The organism is Pseudomonadota bacterium (assembly GCA_018823285.1).
Lineage (GTDB): Bacteria > Desulfobacterota > Desulfobulbia > Desulfobulbales > JAGXFP01 > JAHJIQ01.
In genome coordinates, this window is sequence record JAHJIQ010000013.1 from 1 (window position 1) to 25044 (window position 25044).

The following is a 25044-nucleotide window of genomic DNA, read 5'->3' on the forward strand; positions in this document are numbered from 1 at the left end:
AAGAAATTGGTAGCCATAACCATATTCCAAACGGAGCAACTATAAGGCCTGTATATGCAAAAAATTTATACAATGGCCTAATGCCTATTGTTTCTATATTATCGATGCTTGCTTCCATTTTTGTTTAGACACACAACGCTTTAAATAAGCTGCGCCGCCTCTTTGGTGCAGATTTGGCGCGGACGTTCTCGGCGTCTGCTTAATTTTATTGTTATGTGATTTCGAGGATGATTATCATGGCACAAATTTTTATCACCTTAGTGATTGATGATGAAGAAACTGTTGAAAATTACAAAGAATGTGACCCTGACTATATTATGGATGATCTGTGGGATGGGAACCTAATCAAACAATGTTCAATGGTTGACGTTGTGGTTGAAGAATAATTTTACACATAACGCCATTATCAGCGGGCGCACTCGCTGGAATAACAATAACCAAGGAGATATTATGAGACAAGAAAATACCACAGAGAACGGACGTTCTAGCGTTCCGCTGGATAAAATTGTTATGCAAAATGGTTCGGTGGTTAAATTTGTAAAAAGTTGCGATGACAAGCCATTTGTTGGCACTGGCAAGATATTCTTTTGCCCGGAGTGTGGTTGCCCAACCAATGAAAAAACTGGTGCGATTATGTGCGAGTGCTTTGCATAACATCAAGTCTGCGGACGCCTGACCTATTGGAATAGGCGGATGGTAACCTATCACTTTGGACTTACAATCGGACGGCGCCTTCATTAAGCTTGACCAGTAATTCCTGGGAATCGCTGGCTCCTTTCCCTATCCTACAAATACTCTTTCCTGTCAATGAATCAGAGAGATCCTCTCTTGTCAACAAGAGAAGGTTCAGGTCTTGATTTTTGTTTGGCTTTACTCCTTTTGCCGCGCTGGATTTTTGCTGTAATAGGCGGAAGTCCAACCTATTGGAATGGGCGGAAGTCTCACCTATTGGGATAGGCGGAATCCGTACCTATTGGAAAAGGCGGAATCATTTTGCAAATTGCATCTCAATGTAAAAAAAATATTGACAATGGTAAATACAATGTGCGAGTAATTAAACACTGTTTACGCAACCTAGCTGTGAGGTTTTTACGGGAGGATGAAGACATGGATGCGGGATTAAGCAAAAAATACAGAGCAACAGTTGGAGCGCAGGTGAAATCCAAAAAGGTGGTTGAATTTTATTGTCATTGGGTCAAAAGTCTTGAAAAGACCTTTCCTGATAAGCCATTAAACATCATGACCGGCGATGAGATTCAATCTTATCTGAATCTTATGGTTTCTCGGAATAAATATCAGGTCTGGCAGCTGGAACAGGTTAATGATTCTTTCCGACTGCTGTTTGAAGTCTGCCTGAAATTACCTTGGGCCAGCCCCTGGCCGGTTCGTCTTGATGATTCAGCAAAAGCATCTGATTCTCTGAAAAAAATATTCCCCGGCTCTGATGCGCCAAACAAATTTAAGGATACCACAAATTATAATGGAGTTGCTTTGCGCTGCCCTGGTCTTCTTGACAAAACCAGAACCGTTTTGCGAACCTTGCATTATGCCTATAAAACCGAAAAGACATACCTGGAGTGGATCTGCCGATACATAAATTTCATTAATTTAAAAGAGCCGGATTCCGCAGGCCCAGAGGAAGTTAACAGATATCTTGAATATCTGGCCACCCGGCGAGAGGTGGCCGGGAACACTCAACGACAGGCTCTTAACGCCCTCGTATTTCTTTATGACAAAGTCCTCGAAAAGCCACTTGGGGAAATTGGGGCCTATGCAAAACCCAAAAAGCCACAACGGCTGCCGGTGGTCTTTACCAAGGACGAAGTAGACCAGGTGCTGGAGGCAATCGAAGGCACTGTCGGCCTGATGGCCGGTCTATTATACGGGAGTGGGTTGCGACTTACTGAGTGTATTCGTTTGCGGGTCAAGGATATTGATTTTGAACGCCAACAGCTTCTGGTTCGAGGCAAGGGTGACAAGGACAGAGTCACGGTCTTGCCAGAGCGTTCCCAGGAACCTCTCCGGGAACATCTGCAGCGGGTCAAGGAACTACACGATGCGGACCTGAAAAATGGTCATGGAGAAGTGTATCTTCCCACGGCCCTCGCAAGGAAATATCCGAATGATCTCACGGCCTGGGGCTGGCAATACGTCTTCCCTTCGGCCAATCTTTCCATTGATCCAAGAGGAGGCAAAGTGCGCAGGCATCATGTCAACGACACCACCTTGCAGAAAGCCGTGAAACGGGCGGTGCGGGAAAACGGTCTGACTAGACAGGGAAGCTGTCATACTCTGCGCCACTCGTTCGCAACCCATCTCCTGGAAGACGGTTATGATATCCGCACCGTCCAAGAGCTACTCGGCCACGCCGATGTCTCAACCACCATGATTTACACCCACGTACTCAATCGACCGGGCATTGCGGTGAAAAGCCCGGCCGACCGACCGAAGAAAGCAAAGGCAGTTCTTTTGCCCCGAAAAAAATCTCGATAGGAGCCAGTTCATGCGTAACCTGCTGACGCCAAAGCAACAGCGCGTTCTTGAATACCTGATGGCGGAAATTACCGGCCGGGGCTTTGCCCCCAGCTTACGGGAAACGGCGGCGGCATTGGGGATCAGCCATGCCGCAGTCGGCCAATATATAAAAACCCTGGAACAAAAGGGATGCATTCGCCGGGAGGGACGTTATGGCCGGGAAATCACGGTGCTTGCCGGGGGGGAAGGTGTCACCACGGGACAATTGAAACGCCAGCGTTTCCGGGAGGTGCCGATCGTCGGCAGGGTTGCCGCCGGCCTGCCCTTATATGCACAGCAGGAATGGGACGGCTCGGTCATTGTCGATGGCGATATCTACCGGGGAGACAATCTCTTTGCTCTGCGGGTCCAGGGTGACTCCATGAAAGATGCCGGGATTCTGCCGGGGGATCTGGTCCTCTGCGAACCCCGGCAATATGCCGAAAACGGCGAAATCGTGGTGGCGCTGATCGAGCATGAGGAAACCACCGTGAAACGATTTTTCCTGCATCCGGACCATATTGAATTGCGACCTGAAAGCGCTCAACACCAGCCATTACTGTACAATTTCGGCGAGGTACTGATCCAGGGGAAGGTCATCGGCCTCCAACGTGGTCCGGTGAATCCCATTTTGTGATATTCGTTTCCCGACAAACCATCGGGAAATGGAGGCTTGTTCAAAGCTGAGAGAGTCAATTGCTGCTGGTAATCAGCAGGTTGACGAGCGAGAGCAGGCCGATCAGCCACATGACCGGGGAGACCTCTTTTGCCCTGCCGCTCAGTGCGGAGATCACCACATAGGAGAGGAAGCCTACGGTAAGCCCGGTGGCGATGCTGAAGGTGAGCGGCATCAGGACGATGGTCAGAAAGGCTGGCAGGGCCATCCGGAAATCGGCAAAATCGATCTCTTTGATACTCCTGAACATGAACACCCCGACCACGATCAGGGCCGGGGCCGTGGCAAAGGAGGGCACGGCGCCGATCAGCGGGGCGAAGAAAAGGGCGAGGAGGAAGAACCCGGCGGTGCAGACCGAGGCGAGTCCGGTCCGGGCGCCATCGGCGATTCCCGAGGCCGATTCGATATAGGTGGTTGTGGTGCTGGTACCGATGAGCGCGCCTGCGATGGTGGCGATTGCGTCTGCCTCGAGCATCCGGTCGATATTCCGGATGGTGCCGTCCGGCTCCACGTGACCCGACTCATACGAACAGGCGACAATGGTGCCGATGGAATCAAAGAGATCGACGAACATGAAGGAGAAGATCGCCCCGGCAAGGCCCCATTTGAGCGAGGCGAGGATATCGAGCTTGAAGAAAAGCGGCGCAAGCGACGGCGGCGTCGATACGAGGCTCCCCACCATCCGCACCTCGCCGAAGACAATCCCGAGGAGGGCGGTGGCGAGAATCCCGAGGAGAATCGCCCCCCGGACCTTCTTCACCTCCATCACCGCAATCACCGTAAGCCCGAAAAGCCCGAGCAGCACCGGCCGGGTCAGCTCACCCATCGCCACCAGGGTTGGCTTGCTTGCCACGATCAGCCCCAGGTTCTTCATGCCGATAAAGGTGATAAAAAGCCCGATCCCGGCTGCGGCGGCAATCCGTAAACCCGCAGGAATCGCATTGACGATCTTCTCCCGGATCCCGACCACGGTCAGGACCAGGAACAGCACCCCGGAAACAAAGACCACCCCGAGCGCGGTCTGCCAGCTCAGTCCCTGGCCGAGGACCAGGGTATAGGTAAAAAAGGCGTTCAGTCCCATCCCGGGGGCCATCGCAAAAGGGACCCTGCCCCAGAGCCCGATCAGCAGGGTGCCGAAAAATCCGGCCAGGCAGGTGGCGGTGATCAGGGCCGGCTTGTCCATCCCGGCGGCGCTTAAAATGGCCGGATTGACGAAGATGATATAGGCCATGGTCAGAAAGGTGGTCAACCCCCCGACAAATTCCCGGCCGACCGTGGTTTTATGCTGTTCGAGTTCGAAAAATCCGGTGATGGAGTTCATGGTTTCCGATGTTCTTCATGCTAAAGCCGGGAGCCGGGAGCCGGGAGCCGGGAGCCAGGAGCCAGGAGCCAGGAGCCAGGAGCCAGGAGCCAGGAGCCAGGAGCCAGGAGCCAGGAGCCAGGAGAAAAATAAACCACCCGGACGCCTGACGCAACAACTTAACATGTTGATTTGATTGAATTTTGTACGATTCAGTCATTCCGGGCACGAAGTCTACGCTATCCGACCCGGAATGACAAGCATGAGTCTACAATCCACTCCTCGACCTCGCACCTCGCATTTTACATTTTGCATTTCACATTCTTCATTTTGCATTTTTCATTTTGCATTTTACATTGTTATTTCTTCACTCTTCTAAAAACCCCCAGTACGGATAATCAAACCGATACCGCGCCACCAGCCCCGGGCTGTGTTCACGGCTGGCAACGAGCCACAGGGAGTTGACCCTTTCCGACTCCGCGCTCTGCTTCACCGGGTCCCACTCGGGCAGGAAAACGAGGGCGTTGTCGGCGGTGTACTCGATGTCGCCGGAGCCCTTGAACATCCCCATGTGCGGCACTCCGTCGTAGCGGTCTTCCGCCTGGCGGTTCAGCTCGGAGAGGACCAGGAATGCTGCCTGGTGCTCGTCCCGGATCGATTCGAACTCCCGGAGCCAGGCGTCGATCCCGGTCCGGCGTTCGGAAAAATCCTTGAACGGCAGCTTGTGCAGACTGTCGATGACGATCACGATATCGTCCCGCCTGCTCTCATGACGGAGAAAATCGATATGCCGCCGCATGATCTCCGGCGAGAGCTTGCGGTCGTTGACCACCCGGAAATACTCGAGGATCGCCCGCAGCTCCTTTTCCGCTCCGGCAACCCTCTCCTTTTCGTCGCCCTCGGGGCTGCCTGCGACGAAACTTGCCACCGGCACCTTCCCCAATCGGGCAATGGTCCGCTGGTACACCTTCTGGCGGCCGTTTTCAAAATCGTAATAGATCACCGGCACCTTTCGCGCGGCCATCCCGGTGGCAAACTGCATGGCCAGGGTCGACTTGCCCGCCTTGGGAGCGCCGCCGATGATGTTGATCCCGTGCACCCCGCCGAGCGCCTGGTCAAAGCCGGGCAGACCGGTTTTCAGGTCCTGAAACTCGGCAGATTTCTGGCGCTCCAGCTCTTCCCGGAAGATCCGGAATTCCCGTTTCGGGGAGCCGAAGGGGGAAAAGGCCCGGGCCGACTTGATCATTCCGGTGACGGTTTCGCTCAATTTACCGGGCTCCGTCCGGGCGAGCCGCGCCAGGTTGAAATCCCGCTCCTGGCCGAACGGCCACTGGAAGATCCTCGCCTTGAAGCCGAGCCGTGAGGCAAAGCTCCGCGCCGCGACCTCCGATTCCTGGCTGTTGTTGACCACCAGAAAAACATTGCGGACATTGGCAAAACGGGCGACATCAATCTCGGCAAGATCAGCGGCATTCGGCACCGCAACTCCCGGAAACCCGAGCTCCCGGAGACAGAGCAGGTTCTCCTCCCCTTCCACGACAAAGATGGTGCCGTCTTCGCAATATTCGATGTCCGGGAGATTGAAGATCTGCAGGCCGCCGGTGGAGAAATTCTCGTCGCCATGCCAGAACAGCTCCCCGGATTTCTTATGGGAAACACAGCGCGCCACATAGCTGCAGGAGTTCTGCTGGAAATAGGGATAGACGATATAGCGGCCGTTGAACCCGACCTTCAGCTCGGCGAGAGTGGCCGCGCCGACCCCGATTCCGGCGAAATAGTCGCTGATCTCTTTGGTGATGCTCGCCTGGAATTTCGGGATCTCCTGATTGATATTGGTGATGGGCAGCACAACCTGCTGGATGTATGGCGCCCGATCCGGATCGTACCCCGGCACCAGCTCGGGGTCCAACGCCAGCAAACGTGCGAAGTGGGGGGCGAAACCGCCGGGGACACAGCGGGAGAGACAACGGAAATAACCGGTGAAATAGCCTGCGGCGTTTAAAAACACCACAATGGTGCCTGCCTTTTCCCTGCCCCTCCTCTCACAGAACGGGCACCGCCCCTTGAGAGTGGCCCCCTCCAGCGAGGTCTCCTGCAGGTTATTCTGGTAGAATTCCTGTAATTTCAGATCCAGTTCCACGCAAACCTCCCTATGGTTGACCGCACAGGGCAAAGGCATCATCCCAGCCCTGCCGGTAAGCGCCATTATACCTTGTCAGATCCTTAAAGTGGATATGATTTGCATCACCCTTCGCCGCCCGGCCGGATCCGCAGCCATCCAGATAACCCTGCCGGTAGTCGATCGAACTTTCCCCGGTTTTCACCATCAGGGAAACGATATTGTTACCGGCAGGAGCACATGCGGTGAAAAGCAGCGCCGCCAGGATAAAGAGGGTTCTTCCGCTCATTTCGCCTGCTGCCGGAGTTCTTTGATCTTTTCCGGGTCGGGAATGGTGAACATGACGATGTCCTTGTTGACGAAATGAGCCCCTGCTTCACCCACGACCATCGCTTCCCGCCCATACACGTTCCTGAAATTCCCCTGAAGGCCGACCTCCCGTGTTTCCCCGTATACTCCGAAGAGTTCTCCCGCGCGGGGCCTGCCGAAACTTGTCCCGTTCATTCTGGCAACAAGCAGGTATTCGCCGGGAGTAAGTTTCAAGAGATACTTTCCGGAACTGTCGACAGGTCTTGAGACAAATCGTGGCTTCAGATCGTCAAAAGCCCTCTTGGCCATCACCATTGCCCCGGGAACAGGTTCTCCCCTCTCCGTACTGATCAGGCCCTGGACAGTGAAGAGCTGCCCGTCATCGCCGCTCCTGTCGGTCGCCGAGATGGCGATTGTGCCGAAATCGATCTTTTCACCCGGTCCGACCGCATACCTTATGCCACCCGCTTCACCATCGGCGGCAAGATAGAATCGGTCACTGGCGGAAAAGGTTCCCCCGTATGCGAGACCGCTATCCAGGACTGCCCCGATAAAAAAGAGGCCGGGGCTCAATTCGACCCGGAACCTGCCCTCGCCATTGAGTTTTGCAACGGCATCAGGGACCCTGTTCACCCCTCTGGTATCAGGGGCACAGGACTGATCCGCCCTGAAAAGGGCCAGCCATCCCGATTGCAAAGGAGTCCCGGCAACGGTGACCACACCGCCGACCTCGGCCGGCAGCTCTGCCGCATCAGCCGCATTCCCCGCGAGAAGCAGCAGCGACAGAATGACCAGCGAGAGGGCCGGGCAGACCTTTCCGATGTAAGAATCTGATATCATTATACTTTCATGTTTCGGCGAGATTCTTGCCGCACGCCACGTTGACCACCAGGGGCACGGCCAGCTTCATGACCGATTCCATCTCCTCTTTCACCAGCGCGGAGACCTTTTCCACCTTGTTTTCCGCCACTTCGAAAACCAGCTCGTCATGGATCTGCAGGAGAAGCCGGGCCGGGAGATTTTCTGCCTTCAATCGCCGGTCCACCGCGATGGTCGCAAGCTTGATGATGTCGGCCGCGGTGCCCTGGATCGGGGTGTTGATCGCGGTCCGTTCGGCAAATTCCCGGGTGTTTTTGTTCGCGCTTCCGATGTCCGGCAACGGTCGGCGGCGTTTCAACAGGGTTTCCACGTAGCCGTCCTGCCGGGCCCGCTCGACGATCTCCTCCATATACTTTTTAACCCCGGCATAATGGGCGAAATAGCGTTCGATAAAAGTCGCCGCCTCCTTCCTGCTGATGTGGAGCTGGCTTGAAAGGCCGAAGGCGCTGATCCCGTAGACGATGCCGAAGTTGATGGTCTTCGCGACCCTTCGCATCTGGGGGGTGATAAAGGCCGGACTGACCCGGAATACCTCGGCGGCGGTCTCTGCATGGATGTCGCGGCCGGAGAGAAAGGCGTCAGCCAGGGCGTGGTCGCCGGAATAATGGGCGAGGACCCGCAGCTCGATCTGGGAATAATCGGCGCCCAGCAGAAGATCCCCTTTTTCGGGGATGAAGGTCTGCCTGATCCGCTGCCCTTCCGGGGTCCTGATCGGGATGTTCTGGAGGTTCGGGTCACTGCTCGAAAGCCTGCCGGTGGTGGTGACCGTCTGGTTGAACGAGGTGTGGACCCGGCCGGTTTTCGGATGAACGAGCTCCAGCAGCCGGTCGGCATAGGTGGACTTCAGCTTGGCCAGGTTTCGGTAATTGATCACCGCCGCAGGCAGGTCGTGGTAGTTGGCGAGTTTTTCGAGGACGTTCGCGTCGGTGGAGTACCCGGTCTTGGTCTTCCGGTCGTGGGGCAGGTTCAGTTTTTCAAAGAGGATCTCGCCCAGCTGTTTCGGGGAATTGATGTTGAATTCCTCCCCGGCCAGGCGATAGATCTCCCGTTCCATATCGGCAAGAGTTGCCCCGAATTCCCCGGTGAGCGTCTCAAGTTCCTGCTGCGAAACCAGGATCCCGGTCCGCTCCATGCCCGACAGGATCGGGACCAGCGCCATCTCGACTTCCGCAAAAAGATCCCAGAGGTCGAGCGCTTCGAGCTGCGGCCGGAAATGCTCCCAGAGAAGATACGTTCCATGGACGTCTTCACAGGAGTAATCCCTGGCAACCGCGATGTCGACCAGCGCGAAGTTGGCCTCATCTTTCTTCTTGCTCCCCTTTTTATCACCGCCGACCACCTCGGAAAAGGGAGTCATCCTGACCTGCAGGATCTCGCCGCAGAGATCATCGAGCTTGTGGGAGCGCCGGGAGGGATCGAGCAGGTAAGAGGCGATCATCGTATCGTACAACGGCCCCTTCATGGTCACCCCGTGGGTGGCGAGGACCCCGTAATCGAATTTAAGATTGTGGCAGATCTTCGGCAGCCGCAGATCTTCCAGGAGCGGCCGCAAGATCCCGAGCGCCTCCTCAATCGTCAGCTGGCCGGGGCACCGGGAGCCGTCTTCCCGCCGATGACCGGTGGGAACATAGAAGGCCTCCTTTTCATCCGCGCAGAGCGAGATGCCGACCAGTTCCGCGGTCAGGGTGTCGAGGGAGGTGGTTTCGGTATCGACGACCAGGGCCTGCGCCGCGCCGAGCTTTTTACAGATCTTCTTCAATTCCCCGGCATCCCCGACCAATCGATACCCTTTCGGATCGAGGTTCGGGTTCTCGACCTGGCTCTTTAAAAGCCTCGTGAACCCGAGAAAGGTGAAGAGCTCCCGGAGCTTGTCGTTGTCGGGTTCGGGAATCAGATACCCTTCGGCGCGATCCGGGATCTCAAGATCCTCCTTCAGCCGGATCAGGTCGCGGGACAGGAAAGCCTCTTCCCGGTTGGCGGCAAGTTTTTCCGCGAGCTTCTTCTTGTCGACCTCGGCAATTTTCTCATAGAGAGACTCCAGGGTGCCGTATTCACCAATCAAGGTGGCGGCGGTTTTCGGCCCGACTCCCGGCACCCCGGGGATATTGTCGGAGCTGTCGCCGACCAGCGAGAAGTAATCGAGAAGACCCGCCACCGGGATGCCGTATTTGGCAGCCACCTCCTGCGGCCCCATCACCCTGTCCTGCATCGGCTCCCAGACCGTTATCCGTTCGGAAACCAGCTGCAGCAGGTCCTTGTCGCCGCTGACCACGACCACTTCCAGTCCCTTCTTCTCCAGCGCCCTCGCCGCCGAGGCGATCAGGTCGTCGGCCTCGAAACCCGCCCGTTCCAGACAGGTGATATTGTACGCCCCGACAATATCCCGCACGTAGGGAATCTGGCAGGCAAGATCCTCCGGCATCGGCGGCCGGTTGGCCTTGTACTCGCCGTACATCTCATGCCTGAAGGTCGGTCCTTTCATATCGAAGGCCACCGCAAGATATTTGGCGGATTTTTCCCGGATCACCCGCAGCAGGATATTGACAAATCCATACACGGCGTGGGTGGGCAGACCGGAACTGTTGGTAAGCGGGGCCACGGCGTGATAGGCCCGGTAGATATAGGCGCTGCCGTCGATCAGATATACTTTTTCAGTCATGAACACTTCCCGCTCTTCAAATTTGCAAGGTGACTATCGGTGAAAACCAGTGATATCAGTTTTTGTACCAGTTGGGCAGAGAATTGCAAACCAACTGGAAAAATAATTTTCAAGTTTAGGATCAATATGCCGATAGTATATTCAGGAGAAGATAAAACCAGTTGAAATTCTCTCCCTTTTCAGGCATTACAGATAGCATAAAGAAGCTATTTTTCTTGGAGCAACATTATGAAACTGAACAGCATCTACCCACAGAACAAGGCCAGGACTGAAAGCAGGGTCGAGGTGAAAAAAGGCGGTGATGCCAAAGCCGAGGGGAAACCTCCGGAAACCACGGCCACCGGCGGAACCGACACCGTCCAGCTCTCTGCAAACTCCCGCGAGGCAGGAACAATTCGCCAGATCCTAGACAGCACGCCGACCGTGAGGGCCGAGCGGATCGAAGAGATCAAAGGCCGGATCGAACGGGGTGAATATCAGGTCGATCCCAATGAGGTGGCGGACAGGATGCTGGTGAGCCTGCTGACTGACTCCATGAAGCAGTAATATTCTCCGACATACAGCATAAAAACCCGGCGGGATCTCCCGATCGGGTTTTTTTTTATCCTTACGCCGGATCACCCGGGCTATCGATCCCCTTTTCCCCGAAGCGCCACCCGAATGACCAGGATCAGAACCTCCTGATCGACAATCTGATAGACCACCCGATAATCACCGATCCTGATCCGCCGAAAGCATTTTCATCAAAAAAAATAGCCGGCACCGATCGACATTTTTTTTACTGAACAATTACCGCAAACCCCGGAAACTGTTGACAGTGATAGTGGCAGATGTAATAAGATAAGCCGTAACATATCGGACAAAATTTGTCTTACTAGAAACCAGGGGCGAAACCGTGAATTTCACACCCACGGGCAAAACAACTTACAAGAGGAGGGAGAGCCTTGATTCATGAAATTGGGAGAGAGTTCTATTTGATCCGCAGCAGCGAAGATGACTTTCACCGGAATATCTATCTGAAAAGATTCGTCGGCAAGGACGGCCAGGCGGCGAACATGCTGTTCGATCCCGGCACAAAGCTCGACATGGCGACGTTGCTGCCGATGATGAAGGAAAAGGCCGGAGGAATCAAGCAGACCAATCTGATTTTTCTCAGCCACCAGGACCCGGACCTGACGGCCAATATCTCGACGATCATGGCCTCGGCGCCGAATTCTTACCTGATCTGTTCGGTCGACACCTGGCGCCTGGTCAAGATGTACGGGCTTCCCGAAAACAGGGTCCGGACCGTCGAGAGCTTTGATTCCTATTTCATTCATCTCAAGAGATCCGGGCACCGCTTTCGCTTTGTCCCGGCCCGCTATTGTCATTTCCGGGGAGCGATGATGCTCTATGACCTGGAGAGCAGAGTGCTTTTTACCGGGGACTTTCTCGGCGGGGTGAATACCCGCAAAGGGGCGGGAATTTACGCCGATGATACTTCCTGGGAGGGGATCAAGCTGTTTCACGAACTGTACATGCCCTCCTCCCGGGCGGTCCGGAAAACCGTGGAGCGGATCAATATGCTGAACCCGTTTCCGGAAATCATCGCGCCGCAGCATGGCGATGTGATCAAAGGGGAATTTGTCCGGGAGTTCCTCGACCGGTTGAGTACGCTGCAGGTAGGAATCGATCTGGTGGATGACAACAGCCCCGAGATCGACCTGGTCATCCTCGCCGTCAATAATTTTCTGGAACTGGTCGAGATCAACTCCCCGGACAGCTACTCCATGTTCATCAACAAGCTCCAGAAAGGCAACGACTTCACGTCCCCTTTCACCTTCAGGGACGGCAAGGTAAGGGGCATCAAAATATCTCCGGACAACGCATTGCTGCAGGTATTCGGACTGCTGGACGAGATCGATGATGAAGATATCAGGCAACTTCTCAAGGGGATGCTGGCAAATTCCCTCGACCAGCTGGACATCCATTTCCAGCTCAATGAGGATGCAACCGGCGCCGCCGTTGCCGCCGCTTCCCCGGCCATGAAAATCGACGACATGCTGGAGTAAGATCTAATACCGGTCCATAATATAAAAGGTTCCGGGACCAATCTGTGTTCCGGAACCTTTTTACTCAACTTTCCGACTTGTCTTATGGTGTTGATTTGCTGTTATAAATTAATTGAGAGGCATGGTGGCATTCCATTATGAGAATTCAGAAGCCAGGAGTCAGAAGCCAGGAGAAAAGCTTTAAAATCAGTCATTCTGGCTTCTGACTCCTGGCTTCTGGCTTCTGGCTTCTTGTAGAACACAGGCACGAAAAATCGCCAAAATCTCTTTATTTCACCCTGCGAGTATAAGTCTCGTACGAGCAGGCCAGCTGCTCAACTTAAGCTTTATCGGGAGATTAAACAAACTCAGAAAGTTGAGCTTTTTATTTTACCCGAACACCGGCCAGCACGGGTCGTACTGCACCGGGTCGAGCAGGACCTGCTTGGCAAGACGCTTCCGGACGTTGATCACCACCGGGGCAAGGAGGTTCGCGGTCATCTCCCTGGGTCGGCCGGCGGGCACAGTCAGGATCACCAGCACGTCCAGATCACCGTCGCGGTCTATCCCGAGCTCCTTTCTGACCGGCCCGGTAATCGGCGGCTTGAACTCCCGGTCGATCACCGCCGGCGGCACCACCACAAAGGCCAACGCCGGATCATCTATGGACTGCAGCCACATCAGGGGTGAATTGCCGCTGTGGCTCTGCAGGAAAAACCGGGTCGATCCGGGAAATCCCCAGAACGGGGCGGTCATCGTGATCACCCGCTCCTGGTCAATTTCAAGATCGCCGAACCTGGTGGTGCTGACTATTGCATGTCTCTGGGTTGCCGCTTCCACGTCTTCCGCCTCCGGTAAAACTGTTGCTGGTGAACCGGCCCTACTGTTTTTTCGTCCCCCGCCCGTCAAAGACGTCCAGGACATCAGCAAGATCGGCAGGCGCCTCACTGGCCGCCTTGAGATTTTCGTCGAGAATCTTTTTGAAGACCTCTTCCCGGTGGATGCTCACCTCCTCCGGGGCCTCGATCCCGATTCTGACCAGACCTCCCTTGACCTCAAGAATCCTTAATGTGATATCGTCGCCGACGACGATCGCCTCTCCGGCCTTTCTTGACAGTACCAGCATTGCCTTCGCCCTCCCTGGCAGTTATCCCAAAAAAACAGTGCAATGCCATGATTCTATCCACCTTACAGGAAATCCACAAGGCTCATCTGCATGACCTTGGACGCCGAATTCAACGCCGCCTCGTAGGCGAACTCCTTGGCCCGGAGGTCCATGATCGCCTTGACCACATCGGTATCCTGAAGCTCCGAAAGACTCTCCTTGCTGCTGACTTCAAGGGTGTCGAAGATCTGGGTCTGGATCGTGATCCGATTGGACTTCGCCCCGAAATCAGAGATCTGTTTGGTCAGGGTATCCATCAGCACATCCATGTCGGCGATGGAATTTTCAATCGCCTTGACCTGAAAGCGGTCCACGTCGATGTCCATCACCTGCAGGAAATTGCCGGTCTCATCGTCCATGCGCAGCGAAAACCTGGTCGGATCGGTGGTCGCAACCTGCAAGTAGCCGTTACTGTCGACATAGGAGGTCAGATACGGCACCCCGTCGATCCTGGCCGCCACGTCCTCCAGGCTGTCGTAGGTCCCGTTCACCGGGATGGAGGTGATGAAGGTCGAGTTGTAGAGATCGTCAGTGATCGTGATCCGGAAGGTGCCGTTATTCAGCTCGTCGGCCCGCGCCAGCCCGGAATTGCCGCCGGAGATGGTTTCGGCAGGCGAGGTTGCGGCGTAGCCGCTGGTGACCTCTCTGAATTTCTCGGCCCGCAGGGCGTTTTCAAAACTTTTCAGACCGGTGAAGACCCCGGTCGCCGCCAGGGCGTCCTGACCGTTCTTCCCCACCGTGAGGGTCGTAACCCCGCCGACTTTTATTTCCAGGTCCCCCAGCCGGTCACCGGCATAACGGACGGAGCCGTCCTGTTGACGGATGGTGACCGCGTCGATCCTGCCGTCCCCGGCCACGTCGGTCACTTCCCCGCTCACGGCCGCGCCGCCGGATAAGGAATAGGCGGCAAGCCCCGGTTCATAACCGCCCGCGGTGGGCGTGGTTTCGAGGGTAAAACGCCTGTCCGACTGAAGATGGACAGAGCCGTAATAGATCCTGTCCTGGGCGACCGGCGGAGTGCCGCCGTTCAGCCGGGTGACCGTTTCCCCGATCCCGGAAGTCTCTACATGCAGGTTCCTGCCGTCGGCGGCGGAAAGGATCAGGGCGCCGATGCCGTTCCGGGTCGCGGAAATCCCGGTTGAAGCCGATTTGGCGTTGATCGCGTCGACCAGCGCATTGTCCACATCCTCGCCCATGATCGCGGTGGGCACATCGAAGATATCCACCCCGTTGATGATCAGATCGCCACTGGTCAGGACCGAAGGTGTCGAACCGTAAACAAGAATGCCGTCATCCACTGCATCGCCGCTGATTCCGGTCACGAGAACTCCGCCGCCCAGTCCGAGTTCGTCGAGAATCAGGTCGTCGGTCGGATTGTTGGGGCTGGTCAGGGTAAACTGGGCGTCGGAATGGAACACGACCTGCCCGGTGTTATGGGTTGCATCGACCGCCTGGGTCACGTTCGCAAGACCGGTGGTGGCCGTGCCGAGCCCGCCGGAATAGCCGCTGATGACGATATCGGTTTCGTCCCCGGCCAGGGTGTTGCTCAAAACCACCGAGCCCGCGACCCCACCGTTGGTCCCGTCACCAAGGACCGCCGTGACCCCGGTCTGCGACGACACCGCATTGATGGCATCGATGGTATCGTCGGCGGGTGTTGCATCGGTGTCGAAGCTGACCGCCACCCCGTTCAGGTTGAAACTGACCGTGGTCAGGGTGCCGGCCGCAGCCGCCCCGCCCGCGGAAAGGGTGGTCAGAGTCGCATGGACCCCGCTGGCGGTCGCCTGCTGGTTGATCGCCTCCCTGGCGTTGAAGGCCTTGCCCATATTCAAGCCGTTGACCGCCGCCGCGCCCGCGATCCCCCCGATCACCACGCCGTTGATCTCAAGATCACCGGCCGCTATCGCATTGGCGGTGACCGTGCCGGCCAGCGCCGTTTGTTCGGTCCCGCCGACCACCGCGTTCGCCCCCCGCAGATACACCGGGGTAACGGCGGCCCGGACCCCGGTGGTCGCACTGTCGGTATTGATGACTGCCGCCAGGGCAGCGGCCGAAGAATCCGCCATCACATCGGAAATTCCGTCGGCCACCGCGGCGATCGCCGCCCGGCCGTTGACCAGCAGGTCTCCGGCAACAACCCGCCCCCCATAGATGAGAACGCCGTCGGCCGCATCATCGGCAAAACCGACCGCGCCGCCGCCTAAGCCCAGGGCGGTCAGGATCGAATCATCGGCCGGATTGTTCGGACTGGTCAAGGCAACGGTCTGCGCGGAACTGATCGAGATCTCCCCGGTGTTATGGGTCGCGTCGGCCGCCTGGGAAAAATTGCCGAACCCGAGGGCCGCGCCGCCCGCGGTGATCACCTGATAGCCGCTGACCTCGATTGTTGACTCATCGCCCGGCCGGAGATTGGAAAACACCACCGAATTCAGGACCCCGCCGTTGGTTCCGTCACCGACCACCGCCCGGACCCCGGTCCGGTCACTGATCGAATTGATCGCCAAAGCGGTTGTGGCGGCAACGGTCGCCGCATTGGCGCCGTCGGCCACCGTGACCGTAAGCGGCACATCGTTCAGATACATGAAGACCTCGGTATTGGTCAGATCAACCGGGTCGGCGGTCACCACCCCGCCCGCGTTCAGGGTGGTGAGATCGACTGAAACCGTCGGATCGGCCGCTTCGATCGCGGCTTTGGCGTTGGCAGCCTTGGTCATGTTGAGTCCATTGACTGCGGCCGCAGTATTGATTGCCCCGGTCACGTTGCCGTTGACGGCGAGATCGCCCGCCGCGATGGCCGCATTGGTCACCGTCCCGGTCAGCGCCGTGGTCTGGGGGGCTTGCGCATTGCCGCCGAGAAAATAACCGTCCATCAGGTCCTTGACGAACGGGGTCGGCTCGACCTCGGTATAGCCGATGGTCCGGTAACCGCCGAAGATGTACTTGCCGTTGACCTGGGTGTTGCCGAGAACGATCGCCTGCTCGAAGAAGTTCTGCGCTTCGTATGCCGCGTTCAGCCTGGTCTCGGTGGTCTGGCTCGCGTTGATCGCCTGCAGGGCAAGAGTCTTGGCACTGATAATCAGCTCCTTGGTCGACATCAGGGCGCTTTCCGAAGCGGCGATCACATCGTTGCCGAAACGCAGGTTTTCCTGGAACTGGCCGATCTCCTGCACCGAGGTCCGGAAACCCAGAGCCCCCACCAGACTGACCGGATCATCCGAAAGCCTCGACATCTCCCGGCCCGAGGAAATCCGGTTGTTGATCGAATTCAGATCATAGGTCAGACCATTGAGATTGGTCATGATCTGCCGGTACATGGTCCGCATTGTCACCCGCATAAGATCCTCCTACCGGTTCACCGTATTGATCAGCGCGAGCAGCATCTCGTCGGAGATGGTGATCAGCCTGGCCGCCGCCGAATAGGCATGCTGGAACTTGACCAGGTTTGCCATCTCCTCATCGAGGGATACCCCGGACACGTCATCGCGCATCGCGGCCAGCTGATTGCTGACCATTTCGTTGAACTCGTACTCGGTGTTGACCGTCCGTCCCTTGGAGCCGACCGCGCTGATCAGGGAATTGTAGAACCCGTCCAGGTTGCCGGTGGTCCCGCCGGTGAAAGTCACGTCCTGGGCCCGCTGGATCTTGGTGATCTCCAGAGCATTGGTGTTGTCGCCCTTGAAGATCTCGCCGAACTCGTTGACCCGGGCCGCGGCGATCAGATCGAGATTGTTGACCACGTCTTCGTTCACTTCCAGGGTGCCGGCGCTGTAGCCGGTAAAGAAGGTGTTGATCCCGGCCACCTGCAGCATATTGGAATTATCGGTACCGAAAGCGAAATCATGATTCACGTCCGGGGTCAGCCGCAACTGGTTCTGGTAGACCGAAGCGGTGAGCCAGGATGCACCGCCGCTGGCGTTGGTAATCGAAACATTGATCGATTCGGCCACATCCTGCAGGGTGACGACCCGGTCCATCGAAATCGAGACCGGCTGCGGCAGGGCGAGCGTCCCGTTCTTGTTGTAAAGCCAGATCTCGATGGACCCGCCGTCGGTCTGCAGTTCATCGGCATACTTGTACCCCTGCAGGGAATTGATGATCCCGCCCTCGGTAAAACTCCAGGTAAACCGGCCGTCCCCGCCCGGATCGTTGACATGCAGGCCGCCGCCCATGCCCAGCTGATCAAGAAAGCGGTCATCGATTCCCCCTTCGACCTCGTAGGGCTCATGGGAAAAAAGGGTGATCTCGCCGGTGTTGTGGGTGGCATCGGCATTATAGGTACCGGCAGTGAGCCCCAGGTTGGCCTCGATCCCGCTGGCCGGGGTGGAAAGGAGATTCGCGATGATGATATTCGATTCATCCCCGGCATTGGTGTTGCGGAGCACGATGGAGTTCAACACCCCACCGTTGGTGCCGTCGCCGACCGCGGCGGTGATGGTCACGTCGGTCGGGTTGGCGACCGATGCATTGTAAGCGGAAATGGCGGCGTTGATCGCATTGACCACGTTGGTGGCAAAGGTCGTCGCCGGCAGGGCGTCGCTGTCATCAGTACCGACACCGTCGTTATCCACCGTGTAGTTTACGGCGACGCCGTTGATCTCAAACGAGATCACCTCCCCGTCATTGAGGGGCGGCGCTCCCAGAGGGGTCACCGCAGCCCCGGCCACCAGGGTGGTCATTTTGGCGGTGACTCCCAGGACCGGCGCGTTGATCGCGTTGACCGCATTGTAGGTCTTGCCCATGGCCAGGCCGTTGACCGCAGCGGCGCCATCAATCCTGCCGACCTCGCGGTTGTTGATGATAAAGGTGTCTTCCTGGATGTTCTGGGCGGCGGTGGTCGCGTCAACGGTGGTGGTGAGGACCGAGGTGTTGCTCGCCATCGATTTGCCGAGGACATCGGCCGAAAAGGCTACGGTCCCGACCCCTTGCGAAAACTGCTGGTTGACTTCCCGGATCAGGGCATTGGCAAAGGCATCGAGCCGGCCGAGATAGTTGGTCGGAACGTTCTCGATCAGTTCGCCGCGCACCTCCAGCCAGCCGCCGATCTTGCCGCCGACCTCGGTCCCGGAACCGATGGTGCTGGTAAAGGTGATCCCGCTGGCATTGGTATTGGTCCATTTCAGGGAATTGTCTTCCCAGGAGAGTTTCCAGTATTCGGTCTTGTCCACGATCGGATGCCCGTCCGGCAGCATGACCGTATAGGCGCCCGCGCTGTTCTCGATATAGGAGATATCGAGAAGTTCCGAGAGCTGCCTGATCACCTCGTCTCGCTGGTCGCGGAGGTCGTTGGCCTTGTTGTTGCCGGTCTCGCTGCTGGTGATCTGGATGTTCAGCTGGGTCACCTGGGCCGACAGGTAATTGACATCGCTCAGGGCGGTATCGAGGGCCAGGGCCACATCGTATTTGATCTTGGTCAACTCCTCGTTCATGTAATCGAGCTGGGAGGAGATCACCTCCCCCACCTGGACCAGTGACTGCCTGGTCGCCTGGATGTCCGGATTGTCCGACACTTCCTGCCAGCTGTCCCAGAACATGCTCATCAGGCTGTTGAGCCCGGTGCCCTGGGTTTCATTGAGCACCGTTTCGATGACCCGCATCGAATCCTTCTGGGCCTGGAGATTGCCGAGCAGTGAACTCTGGTTGAAGATCCGCTGGGTCATGAACTGGTCGTAATGGCGGAGGATACTGTCCGCCTTGACCCCGCTGCCGAGATTGCCGATGGCTGTGGGCACCGAACTGTTGGCGCCCACTTCGAGCGTCTGGCGGCTGTAGCCGGGGGTGTCAACGTTGGCAATATTGTGCGAGGCGATCTGGACCGCCACCTGGTGGGTCAGGAGCGCTTCCTTGGCGATACTCAACGAATGAGTGATTCCGGCCATTTCAGACCTCCCTGCTTATCAGGGCGGGCCTTGGGGTGGAAGGACTGTGGTTGCCCCGGCTCTGATAGGCCGTGTGTTCGGCGATGGCCCCGGTGATCATCGAAATCGCATCCCCGATATACTTCATGGTCTCTTCGGCAAAACGGCGGTTCACCAGATTGCGGTCCTCGATCTTGAAGCGCAGGCTGGAAAGTTTTTCCCGGTAACGCCGGAGGGACGCCGCTTCATCATCGGCGATCACCGGTTCGAGCGCGGAGAGCTTGTAGACCCGGCCGTCGGAATCCTCAACCAGCCGGACGATGGTCTCCCGCAGGTATTCATCCTGGCGGCTGATCCGTTCGGCAAGGTTCTGCTTCAGACCGGAGAGCCTGATCAGCTCCTGCATGTTCATCGCGATCAAGGCGGCTTTTTCGATATCGAGAACGGTGACCAGTTCCTCGCAGAGTGCGATCTCTTTTTCAAGGCTCGCGAAAAGGGCCGCCACCACTCCGGGCTTTGCTTCGTGCAGTTTTTCCATGGTCCTACTCCTCTTCAGTAGAGAGTGAATGCATCATCTGTTGCCGACCGTCCGCCTGTTCTGCCCCGAAAGCTGTCGGTACAGCACCTCGCCAAGCCCGGCGCCGCGGCCTCTGGAAAGTTGATCGGCAAGCGCCTCGTCCTGCAGGGTCTGGTACATCTCCCTGGCATGACTGTCGCCGAACAGCTCTCCTTTCGGAATACTTTTTCTCATGGCTGACAACAATTGTCTGAGGAGGATTGCCTCGAAATCCTTACAGGCCCCGCGGAGTTCCTCATCCCGGGAGAGCTTCCCTTCTCTTCCCTGAACCGAATTTCCGGACCTGCCTTTACTTATTACGGTATCGGTCGGACCGCCCGTTTTCTTGAGGCTTAAAACAAAATTATTGTCACCCATGACCATTCTTTCCGTTAAATTATCTCAAGCTCGGCCTGCAGTGCTCCGGAGGCCTTGATCGACTGGAATATCGAGACCATGTCCCGCGGGGTCACCCCGATCGAGTTCAGGGCCCTGACCACCTCTCCGAGCGAGGTGCCGTGTTCGATGGTCAGGAGACTGCCCTGCTCCCCGGAAGCTTCTTCTCCGCCGACTTTTATACTGAGATTACCGTGGGACAGGGCCATTCGGCCAAGCCTGATATTATCACCCATAACCACCGTGCCGGTCCTCTCGTCGAGGATCACCCGGGCAATCGAATCGGGTTCCACTTCAAGGTTTTCCAGGGCGGCAAGAAGGCTCACCTCGTTATTTTTAAACAACTCGGGAACTTTCACATCAACAGTGGCGCCGTCTCTGGCCACCGCATACGGGCCGCCCAGCAGGGAATCAACGGAGCGAACCATTCTTGACACCGTTGTAAAATCCTGATTGTTCAGGGTCAGGGTGATCGTCTCCCTGCCCACCCAGCTGACCGGCACATCCTTTTCGACGGTGGCCCCCCCGGGAATCCGGCCCACGGTTTCATGCTTCTGTTCATCGGTTCCGCCGATGACCACCGCCCCCTGGGCCATTGCATAAATCATGTTATCCAGCCCCTTCAGCTGGGTCGCCACCAGATTACCGCCCTGCAGTGACCTTGCGTCACCCAGGGAGGAAAGAAGGACGTCGATTTTCTGGCCCGGTTTGGCGAAGGCCGGGAGCTTTGCGGTAATCATCACCCCGGCGACGTTCTTGACCCGCAGATCGTCCTTGGCCACATGGACCCCCAGGTTCTCCAACATGTTGGCCAACCCCTGGGTGGTAAACGAGGCCCGGTTGCTGTCGCCGGTCCCCTTCAGGCCGACGACCAGACCGTAACCGACCAGCTGGTTGTCCCTGACCCCCTTGACCACCGCCAGGTCCTTGATCCTGGCACCCTGGCTGGTTGCCCCCATCGCCAGCCAGGCCGTCAGCACGACCAGCAGAAATAGCCCCCTTCTTCCCGAAACAGATACCCCGGCCCGACTTCCATTCTTCATGTTGTGTTCCCTGTCAGAATCTTGATGGATAGCAGTTTTTTCTCTGTCAGCTTGAATTTGCAATTAGGATGCCACCGCCCGGGCAAGATGCCCCCGAACAAATAAAAATGATTTCTCCTGTTATTTCAGCACTTTACCAGAAGACCGAATCATTCCGGCACCGCCAATTTTCGGCGCTTTTCTGCCGGGGCGGAGTGGTGGGGAATATTTTTCCTAGTGTGGGATTTGCAGGGGAATTGAAGGTGGGCCATCCTTCGACAGTTCGACAAGCTCACTGTCAGGATGACGGTTTCGATGGGCTCAGGATGCACGGCTTTGATAATCCCAGGATGATCAGGAGATGAGTCCTTCCGCTCATCCTGAGCCTGTCGAAGGATGTGACTTTGGGCTTGTCTTACCGGGAAAGAGCCCCTGGCTGAAATAGAGTGCAGCTCGCTATCAGCAAAAACCCTGCCCGGTGATCAGAACGGCCAGACCACGTCAAAGGTGCGGGCGAGCCAGCCCGGCTGCTGCTTTTCGCTGATGATTCCCGAGCCGCTGTATTCGATCCGGGCATCGGAGATATGGGAGGAAAGGATGGAGTTGTCTTCTGCAATGTCGGCCGGGCGGATCAGGCCGGAGAGGATGATGTGCTGGGTTTCGTTGTTGACCCGGATCTCCCTGAAACCGCGGATCAGGAGATTGTCATCAACGGTGATGTCCATGACCCTCGCGGTAATGGTTGCCGTAACGTTGCTGTTGCGCTTGGTCTCGCCGGTGCCTTCGAAATCATTGGTGAGCCCCGCCTGCAGGGAAGTGGCTGATGGCGTGAAACGGCTGTTCCGCTCACCCAGCCATTTCTCGATCCCGAAGAGGCTCGTTACCCCGCCGCTGACCGTTGACTTTCTCTCGGTGGTAGTCGTCGCCTTCTTTGAGCCGCTTGAGGTTTCGACAATTTTCACCATCACCAGGTCCCCGATCCTTCTCGCCCGGCTGTCACTGTACAGATCCATGCCGGTCCCGGTCCGAAAGATGGCTCCTTCCCGAACCACCGGCAATGGTTTTTCCGCACCGGGCATGATGTAGGTTGGCGGCAGTTCCGTACGGGGCGCCGACTTAGAATTCTCACCACTTACGGCGACGCAGCCGTTCAACAGCAGAAAGACAACCCCACCCGCCAGCAGTATTCTTTTCTTCATGCCCACACCTCTCCTCCCGTCATTGTCTTCAATAATCAACCACCACGGTCCTGTCATCCCTGACTCTGGCCAGGAGAACCTTTCTGCTCATCATGTTCTTGACCCTGACCAGCTCCCCTTCCGTTCCGTCCTCCCGGACCCGACCCGGAGCGGTTACCATCAGAGACGCCCTGCCGGCCATGATCGTTACCGTGTCCCCGCGACTGACGAGCGGCTGCTCGGCAAGATGGTCTGCCAGCAGCACCGACCCGGCCCGCAGGCTGTTGCGTAATCTCTTCCCCACCGCATTCTCAGGATTGAAAATCACCCCCGCCGACTGCCAGGTCAGATCACTCCTGATCATTCTGATATCTTCTCTCCGCAGCACGTCTCCCCGGTCGACCTTGTTGACCGTGCAGGCAACGGTCCCGAACCGGTGCAGCTCCCCGGAGAGTTTCACCCTGCCCAGCTCTTTGCCTGCCGCCGAGATCGCCAGCTCAAGGTTCTTGTAGCCAGGGTGTTTATCGGGGACATTGCCGACCATCCGGTACTCGATCTCGCCTTCCACCGGATTGATCTTCCCGGAGACGATCCGGAACTTCCTGATCTCAAGATCCGCCTTCGGCCAGGGGGTGAGCGCGGTCACATATTTCTCGAAGATACGGAGCAGCGCCTCTTCGTCAAGCAGCTCCCCGGCGGCGGATCCTGCCGCTACCCCCGGCGCCAGCAGGAAAATCGCGAGCAGAGTGGAGAGGATCCTCATCACCATGATTCCTATCTCACCAGACTGTTGCCGATCTCGAGCAGCCGGTCGGCTGTGGTCACCGCTTTGGAATTCACCTCGAAGGCGCGTTGGGTCACAATCAGGTTGATCATCTCCTCGGTCACATCGACATTCGAGGTTTCGATAAATCTCTGGGCGATGGTCCCGAGGCCGTCGGAACCCGGATTCGCCTCGGTGGGATCGCCCGAGGCGTCGGTGACTTTGAAAAGATTGCCACCCACCGCCCGCAAGCCGCCGGGATTGACGAAATCATGCAGAGTCACCTGGACCGAGGCGAGGATCTGCTGGTTGTTGTCCTTGGCGGTCAGCAGACCGGTCTTGTCGATGGTGATCACCGTGGTCCCGGCCGGGATGGCGAACTCCGGCTGCAACCGATCACCGTTCTGGTTCACGATAAAGCCGTCCGCGTCACGGGTGAAACTTCCCGCCCGGCTGTAGAATTCCTCTCCGTCCCTGACGATCTGGAAAAAACCCTTGCCCTCAATGGCCCAGTCGAGCTCATTGCCGGTTTCGGTGTAATCGCCCTGGGTAAAAATCTTCTGGACCGAGGTCGGCCGCACACCCATACCGACCTGGATACCGCTCGGCACCTGGCCGCCGTCACCGGTGGTTGCGCCCACCGCCCTGATTTCCTGGTAATACAGGTCCTCGAACTGGGTCCGGCTCTTCTTGAACCCGGAGGTGTTGACATTTGCCAGGTTGTTGGAAATGGTGTCCAGCTGCAGCTGCTGGCCGATCATGCCCGTGCGGGCTGAATACAATGCGCGGATCATAAACCTGCTCCTTTTATTTGTTTCCCGGCTGCAAGCCGGAGACCTTGATTCCCTGAAACTTTAGGCGAGCCTGCCGACCCGGCTCACCGTGTCGCTGTTCATTTCATCGACCACCCTGATCACTCTCTGCTGGGACTCGTAATCCCGGTAGAGGTCCATCATCGCGGTCATCTCGACGATGGTGTTGACATTCGCCCCTTCCAGATACCCCTGCTGCACGGTGAAATCCGTTGCCGCCTCTTCCCCGCCTTCGTCACCGACCGGCCGGAACAGGTTCAACCCCTCTTTTTCAAGCAGGGCCGGGTCAGCAAATCTGACAACCTGCAACCGCGCCACCTCGGCGTCATCAACAATGACCGCGCCGGTGCTGGTGACCGTGACCCGCTCCCCCTCGATCACGATGGTGCCGCTCTCCCCCAGCACAAGGTGGCCGTTTGAAGTGGCCAGCTGCCCCTCCCTGTTCAATTGGAAATTCCCCGCCCTGGTATACCTGACCCCGTCGGGGGTCTGGACCCTGAAAAACCCCTCCCCGGAGATCGCCACATCGAGCGGGTTTGCCGTGGGCTCAAGGGTCCCCTGGCTGTGGTCGGTAATTACCTTTACCCCCTTGCCGACCCTTGGCGGCCGGTCCATGTGCTTGATCAGCACCTCATGAAAGGTGTTGCTTTCCCGCTTGTATCCGGCAGAATCAACGTTGGCCAGGTTGTTGCTGATCTGGTTCATCCGCTGCTCCTGGGCAACCATCGTTTCCAGGCTTTCAATCAGGGCAAGTTTGTTTTTTATGAACACCGCTCCACCTCGCGAAAAATTGTTTGCCCCTGAAATCTGC

23 protein-coding genes are annotated in these 25044 nt (G+C 57.1%); 6 read left to right on the forward strand and 17 right to left on the reverse strand.

Annotated features, from left to right (window positions below; genetic code table 11):
- Positions 1-236 precede the first annotated feature (236 nt).
- The 4 genes from KKG35_03485 (at position 237) to lexA (ending at position 3151) form a co-directional block, all read left to right on the forward strand.
- The gene (locus tag KKG35_03485) at positions 237-386 is read left to right on the forward strand and encodes a hypothetical protein (GenBank protein ID MBU1737176.1); all 150 of its coding nucleotides are present in this window, start codon (positions 237-239) and stop codon (positions 384-386) included.
- Between the two features lie 64 nt (positions 387-450).
- Positions 451-654, forward strand: a complete 204-nt coding sequence (locus KKG35_03490; protein ID MBU1737177.1) for a hypothetical protein — start codon at positions 451-453, stop codon at positions 652-654.
- A gap of 621 nt (positions 655-1275) precedes the next feature.
- Positions 1276-2493, forward strand: a complete 1218-nt coding sequence (locus tag KKG35_03495) for an integron integrase (protein ID MBU1737178.1) — start codon at positions 1276-1278, stop codon at positions 2491-2493.
- 10 nt (positions 2494-2503) lie between these two features.
- Positions 2504-3151: a transcriptional repressor LexA gene (lexA, locus tag KKG35_03500; GenBank protein MBU1737179.1), complete on the forward strand. Its 648-nt coding sequence runs from the start codon at positions 2504-2506 to the stop codon at positions 3149-3151.
- Between the two features lie 55 nt (positions 3152-3206).
- Here lexA and KKG35_03505 read toward each other — a convergent pair whose 3' ends face one another.
- From KKG35_03505 to polA, 5 genes are all read right to left on the reverse strand, one after another.
- Positions 3207-4511, reverse strand: coding sequence for an NCS2 family permease (locus KKG35_03505; protein ID MBU1737180.1), 1305 nt, complete (start codon positions 4509-4511; stop codon positions 3207-3209).
- Between the two features lie 346 nt (positions 4512-4857).
- Positions 4858-6669 (reverse strand): AAA family ATPase, encoded by a 1812-nt coding sequence (locus tag KKG35_03510; protein MBU1737181.1) that lies wholly within the window; start codon positions 6667-6669, stop codon positions 4858-4860.
- Positions 6641-6898 (reverse strand): hypothetical protein, encoded by a 258-nt coding sequence (locus tag KKG35_03515; GenBank protein ID MBU1737182.1) that lies wholly within the window; start codon positions 6896-6898, stop codon positions 6641-6643. Before KKG35_03515 ends, KKG35_03510 begins: the two co-directional genes overlap by 29 nt.
- The gene (locus KKG35_03520) at positions 6895-7758 is read right to left on the reverse strand and encodes a carboxypeptidase-like regulatory domain-containing protein (protein ID MBU1737183.1); all 864 of its coding nucleotides are present in this window, start codon (positions 7756-7758) and stop codon (positions 6895-6897) included. Before KKG35_03520 ends, KKG35_03515 begins: the two co-directional genes overlap by 4 nt.
- Before the next feature lie 7 nt (positions 7759-7765).
- Positions 7766-10456 carry a DNA polymerase I gene (gene polA / locus KKG35_03525; GenBank protein ID MBU1737184.1) on the reverse strand — a complete coding sequence of 897 codons (2691 nt, stop codon included), beginning with the start codon at positions 10454-10456 and terminating at the stop codon, positions 7766-7768.
- Between the two features lie 228 nt (positions 10457-10684).
- Here polA and flgM point away from each other — a divergent pair, with 228 nt between their 5' ends.
- A complete protein-coding gene (gene flgM, locus KKG35_03530; protein MBU1737185.1) occupies positions 10685-11002 on the forward strand; it encodes a flagellar biosynthesis anti-sigma factor FlgM in 318 nt (105 codons plus the stop codon).
- A gap of 80 nt (positions 11003-11082) precedes the next feature.
- Here flgM and KKG35_03535 read toward each other — a convergent pair whose 3' ends face one another.
- The gene (locus KKG35_03535) at positions 11083-11181 is read right to left on the reverse strand and encodes a hypothetical protein (protein MBU1737186.1); all 99 of its coding nucleotides are present in this window, start codon (positions 11179-11181) and stop codon (positions 11083-11085) included.
- A 219-nt stretch (positions 11182-11400) separates the two neighbouring features.
- Here KKG35_03535 and KKG35_03540 point away from each other — a divergent pair, with 219 nt between their 5' ends.
- Entirely contained in the window at positions 11401-12507 is a 1107-nt protein-coding gene (locus tag KKG35_03540; GenBank protein MBU1737187.1) for a hypothetical protein, read from the forward strand.
- Positions 12508-12876: 369 nt separating this feature from the next.
- On the opposite strand, the gene fliW is transcribed toward KKG35_03540, so the two are convergent.
- The 11 genes from fliW to flgF form a co-directional block, all read right to left on the reverse strand.
- On the reverse strand, positions 12877-13410 hold the full coding sequence (gene fliW / locus KKG35_03545; protein MBU1737188.1) for a flagellar assembly protein FliW: 534 nt from the start codon (positions 13408-13410) through the stop codon (positions 12877-12879).
- Positions 13367-13612, reverse strand: coding sequence for a carbon storage regulator CsrA (gene csrA, locus KKG35_03550; protein ID MBU1737189.1), 246 nt, complete (start codon positions 13610-13612; stop codon positions 13367-13369). The genes fliW and csrA overlap by 44 nt, the downstream gene beginning before the upstream one ends.
- Before the next feature lie 62 nt (positions 13613-13674).
- Positions 13675-16986, reverse strand: coding sequence for a hypothetical protein (locus tag KKG35_03555; protein MBU1737190.1), 3312 nt, complete (start codon positions 16984-16986; stop codon positions 13675-13677).
- Between the two features lie 9 nt (positions 16987-16995).
- Positions 16996-18528 carry a hypothetical protein gene (locus KKG35_03560; protein MBU1737191.1) on the reverse strand — a complete coding sequence of 511 codons (1533 nt, stop codon included), beginning with the start codon at positions 18526-18528 and terminating at the stop codon, positions 16996-16998.
- Between the two features lie 1000 nt (positions 18529-19528).
- On the reverse strand, positions 19529-20044 hold the full coding sequence (locus tag KKG35_03565; protein MBU1737192.1) for a flagellar protein FlgN: 516 nt from the start codon (positions 20042-20044) through the stop codon (positions 19529-19531).
- Positions 20045-20077: 33 nt separating this feature from the next.
- Positions 20078-20440 (reverse strand): rod-binding protein, encoded by a 363-nt coding sequence (locus KKG35_03570; GenBank protein ID MBU1737193.1) that lies wholly within the window; start codon positions 20438-20440, stop codon positions 20078-20080.
- A gap of 14 nt (positions 20441-20454) precedes the next feature.
- Positions 20455-21501, reverse strand: coding sequence for a flagellar basal body P-ring protein FlgI (locus KKG35_03575; GenBank protein ID MBU1737194.1), 1047 nt, complete (start codon positions 21499-21501; stop codon positions 20455-20457).
- Positions 21502-21962: 461 nt separating this feature from the next.
- Positions 21963-22679 (reverse strand): flagellar basal body L-ring protein FlgH, encoded by a 717-nt coding sequence (locus tag KKG35_03580; protein ID MBU1737195.1) that lies wholly within the window; start codon positions 22677-22679, stop codon positions 21963-21965.
- Positions 22680-22707: 28 nt separating this feature from the next.
- The gene (flgA, locus tag KKG35_03585) at positions 22708-23427 is read right to left on the reverse strand and encodes a flagellar basal body P-ring formation chaperone FlgA (protein ID MBU1737196.1); all 720 of its coding nucleotides are present in this window, start codon (positions 23425-23427) and stop codon (positions 22708-22710) included.
- 5 nt (positions 23428-23432) lie between these two features.
- Positions 23433-24215, reverse strand: coding sequence for a flagellar basal-body rod protein FlgG (gene flgG / locus KKG35_03590; protein ID MBU1737197.1), 783 nt, complete (start codon positions 24213-24215; stop codon positions 23433-23435).
- 60 nt (positions 24216-24275) lie between these two features.
- Positions 24276-25004 (reverse strand): flagellar basal-body rod protein FlgF, encoded by a 729-nt coding sequence (gene flgF, locus KKG35_03595; protein MBU1737198.1) that lies wholly within the window; start codon positions 25002-25004, stop codon positions 24276-24278.
- Between the last annotated feature and the right edge of the window lie 40 nt (positions 25005-25044).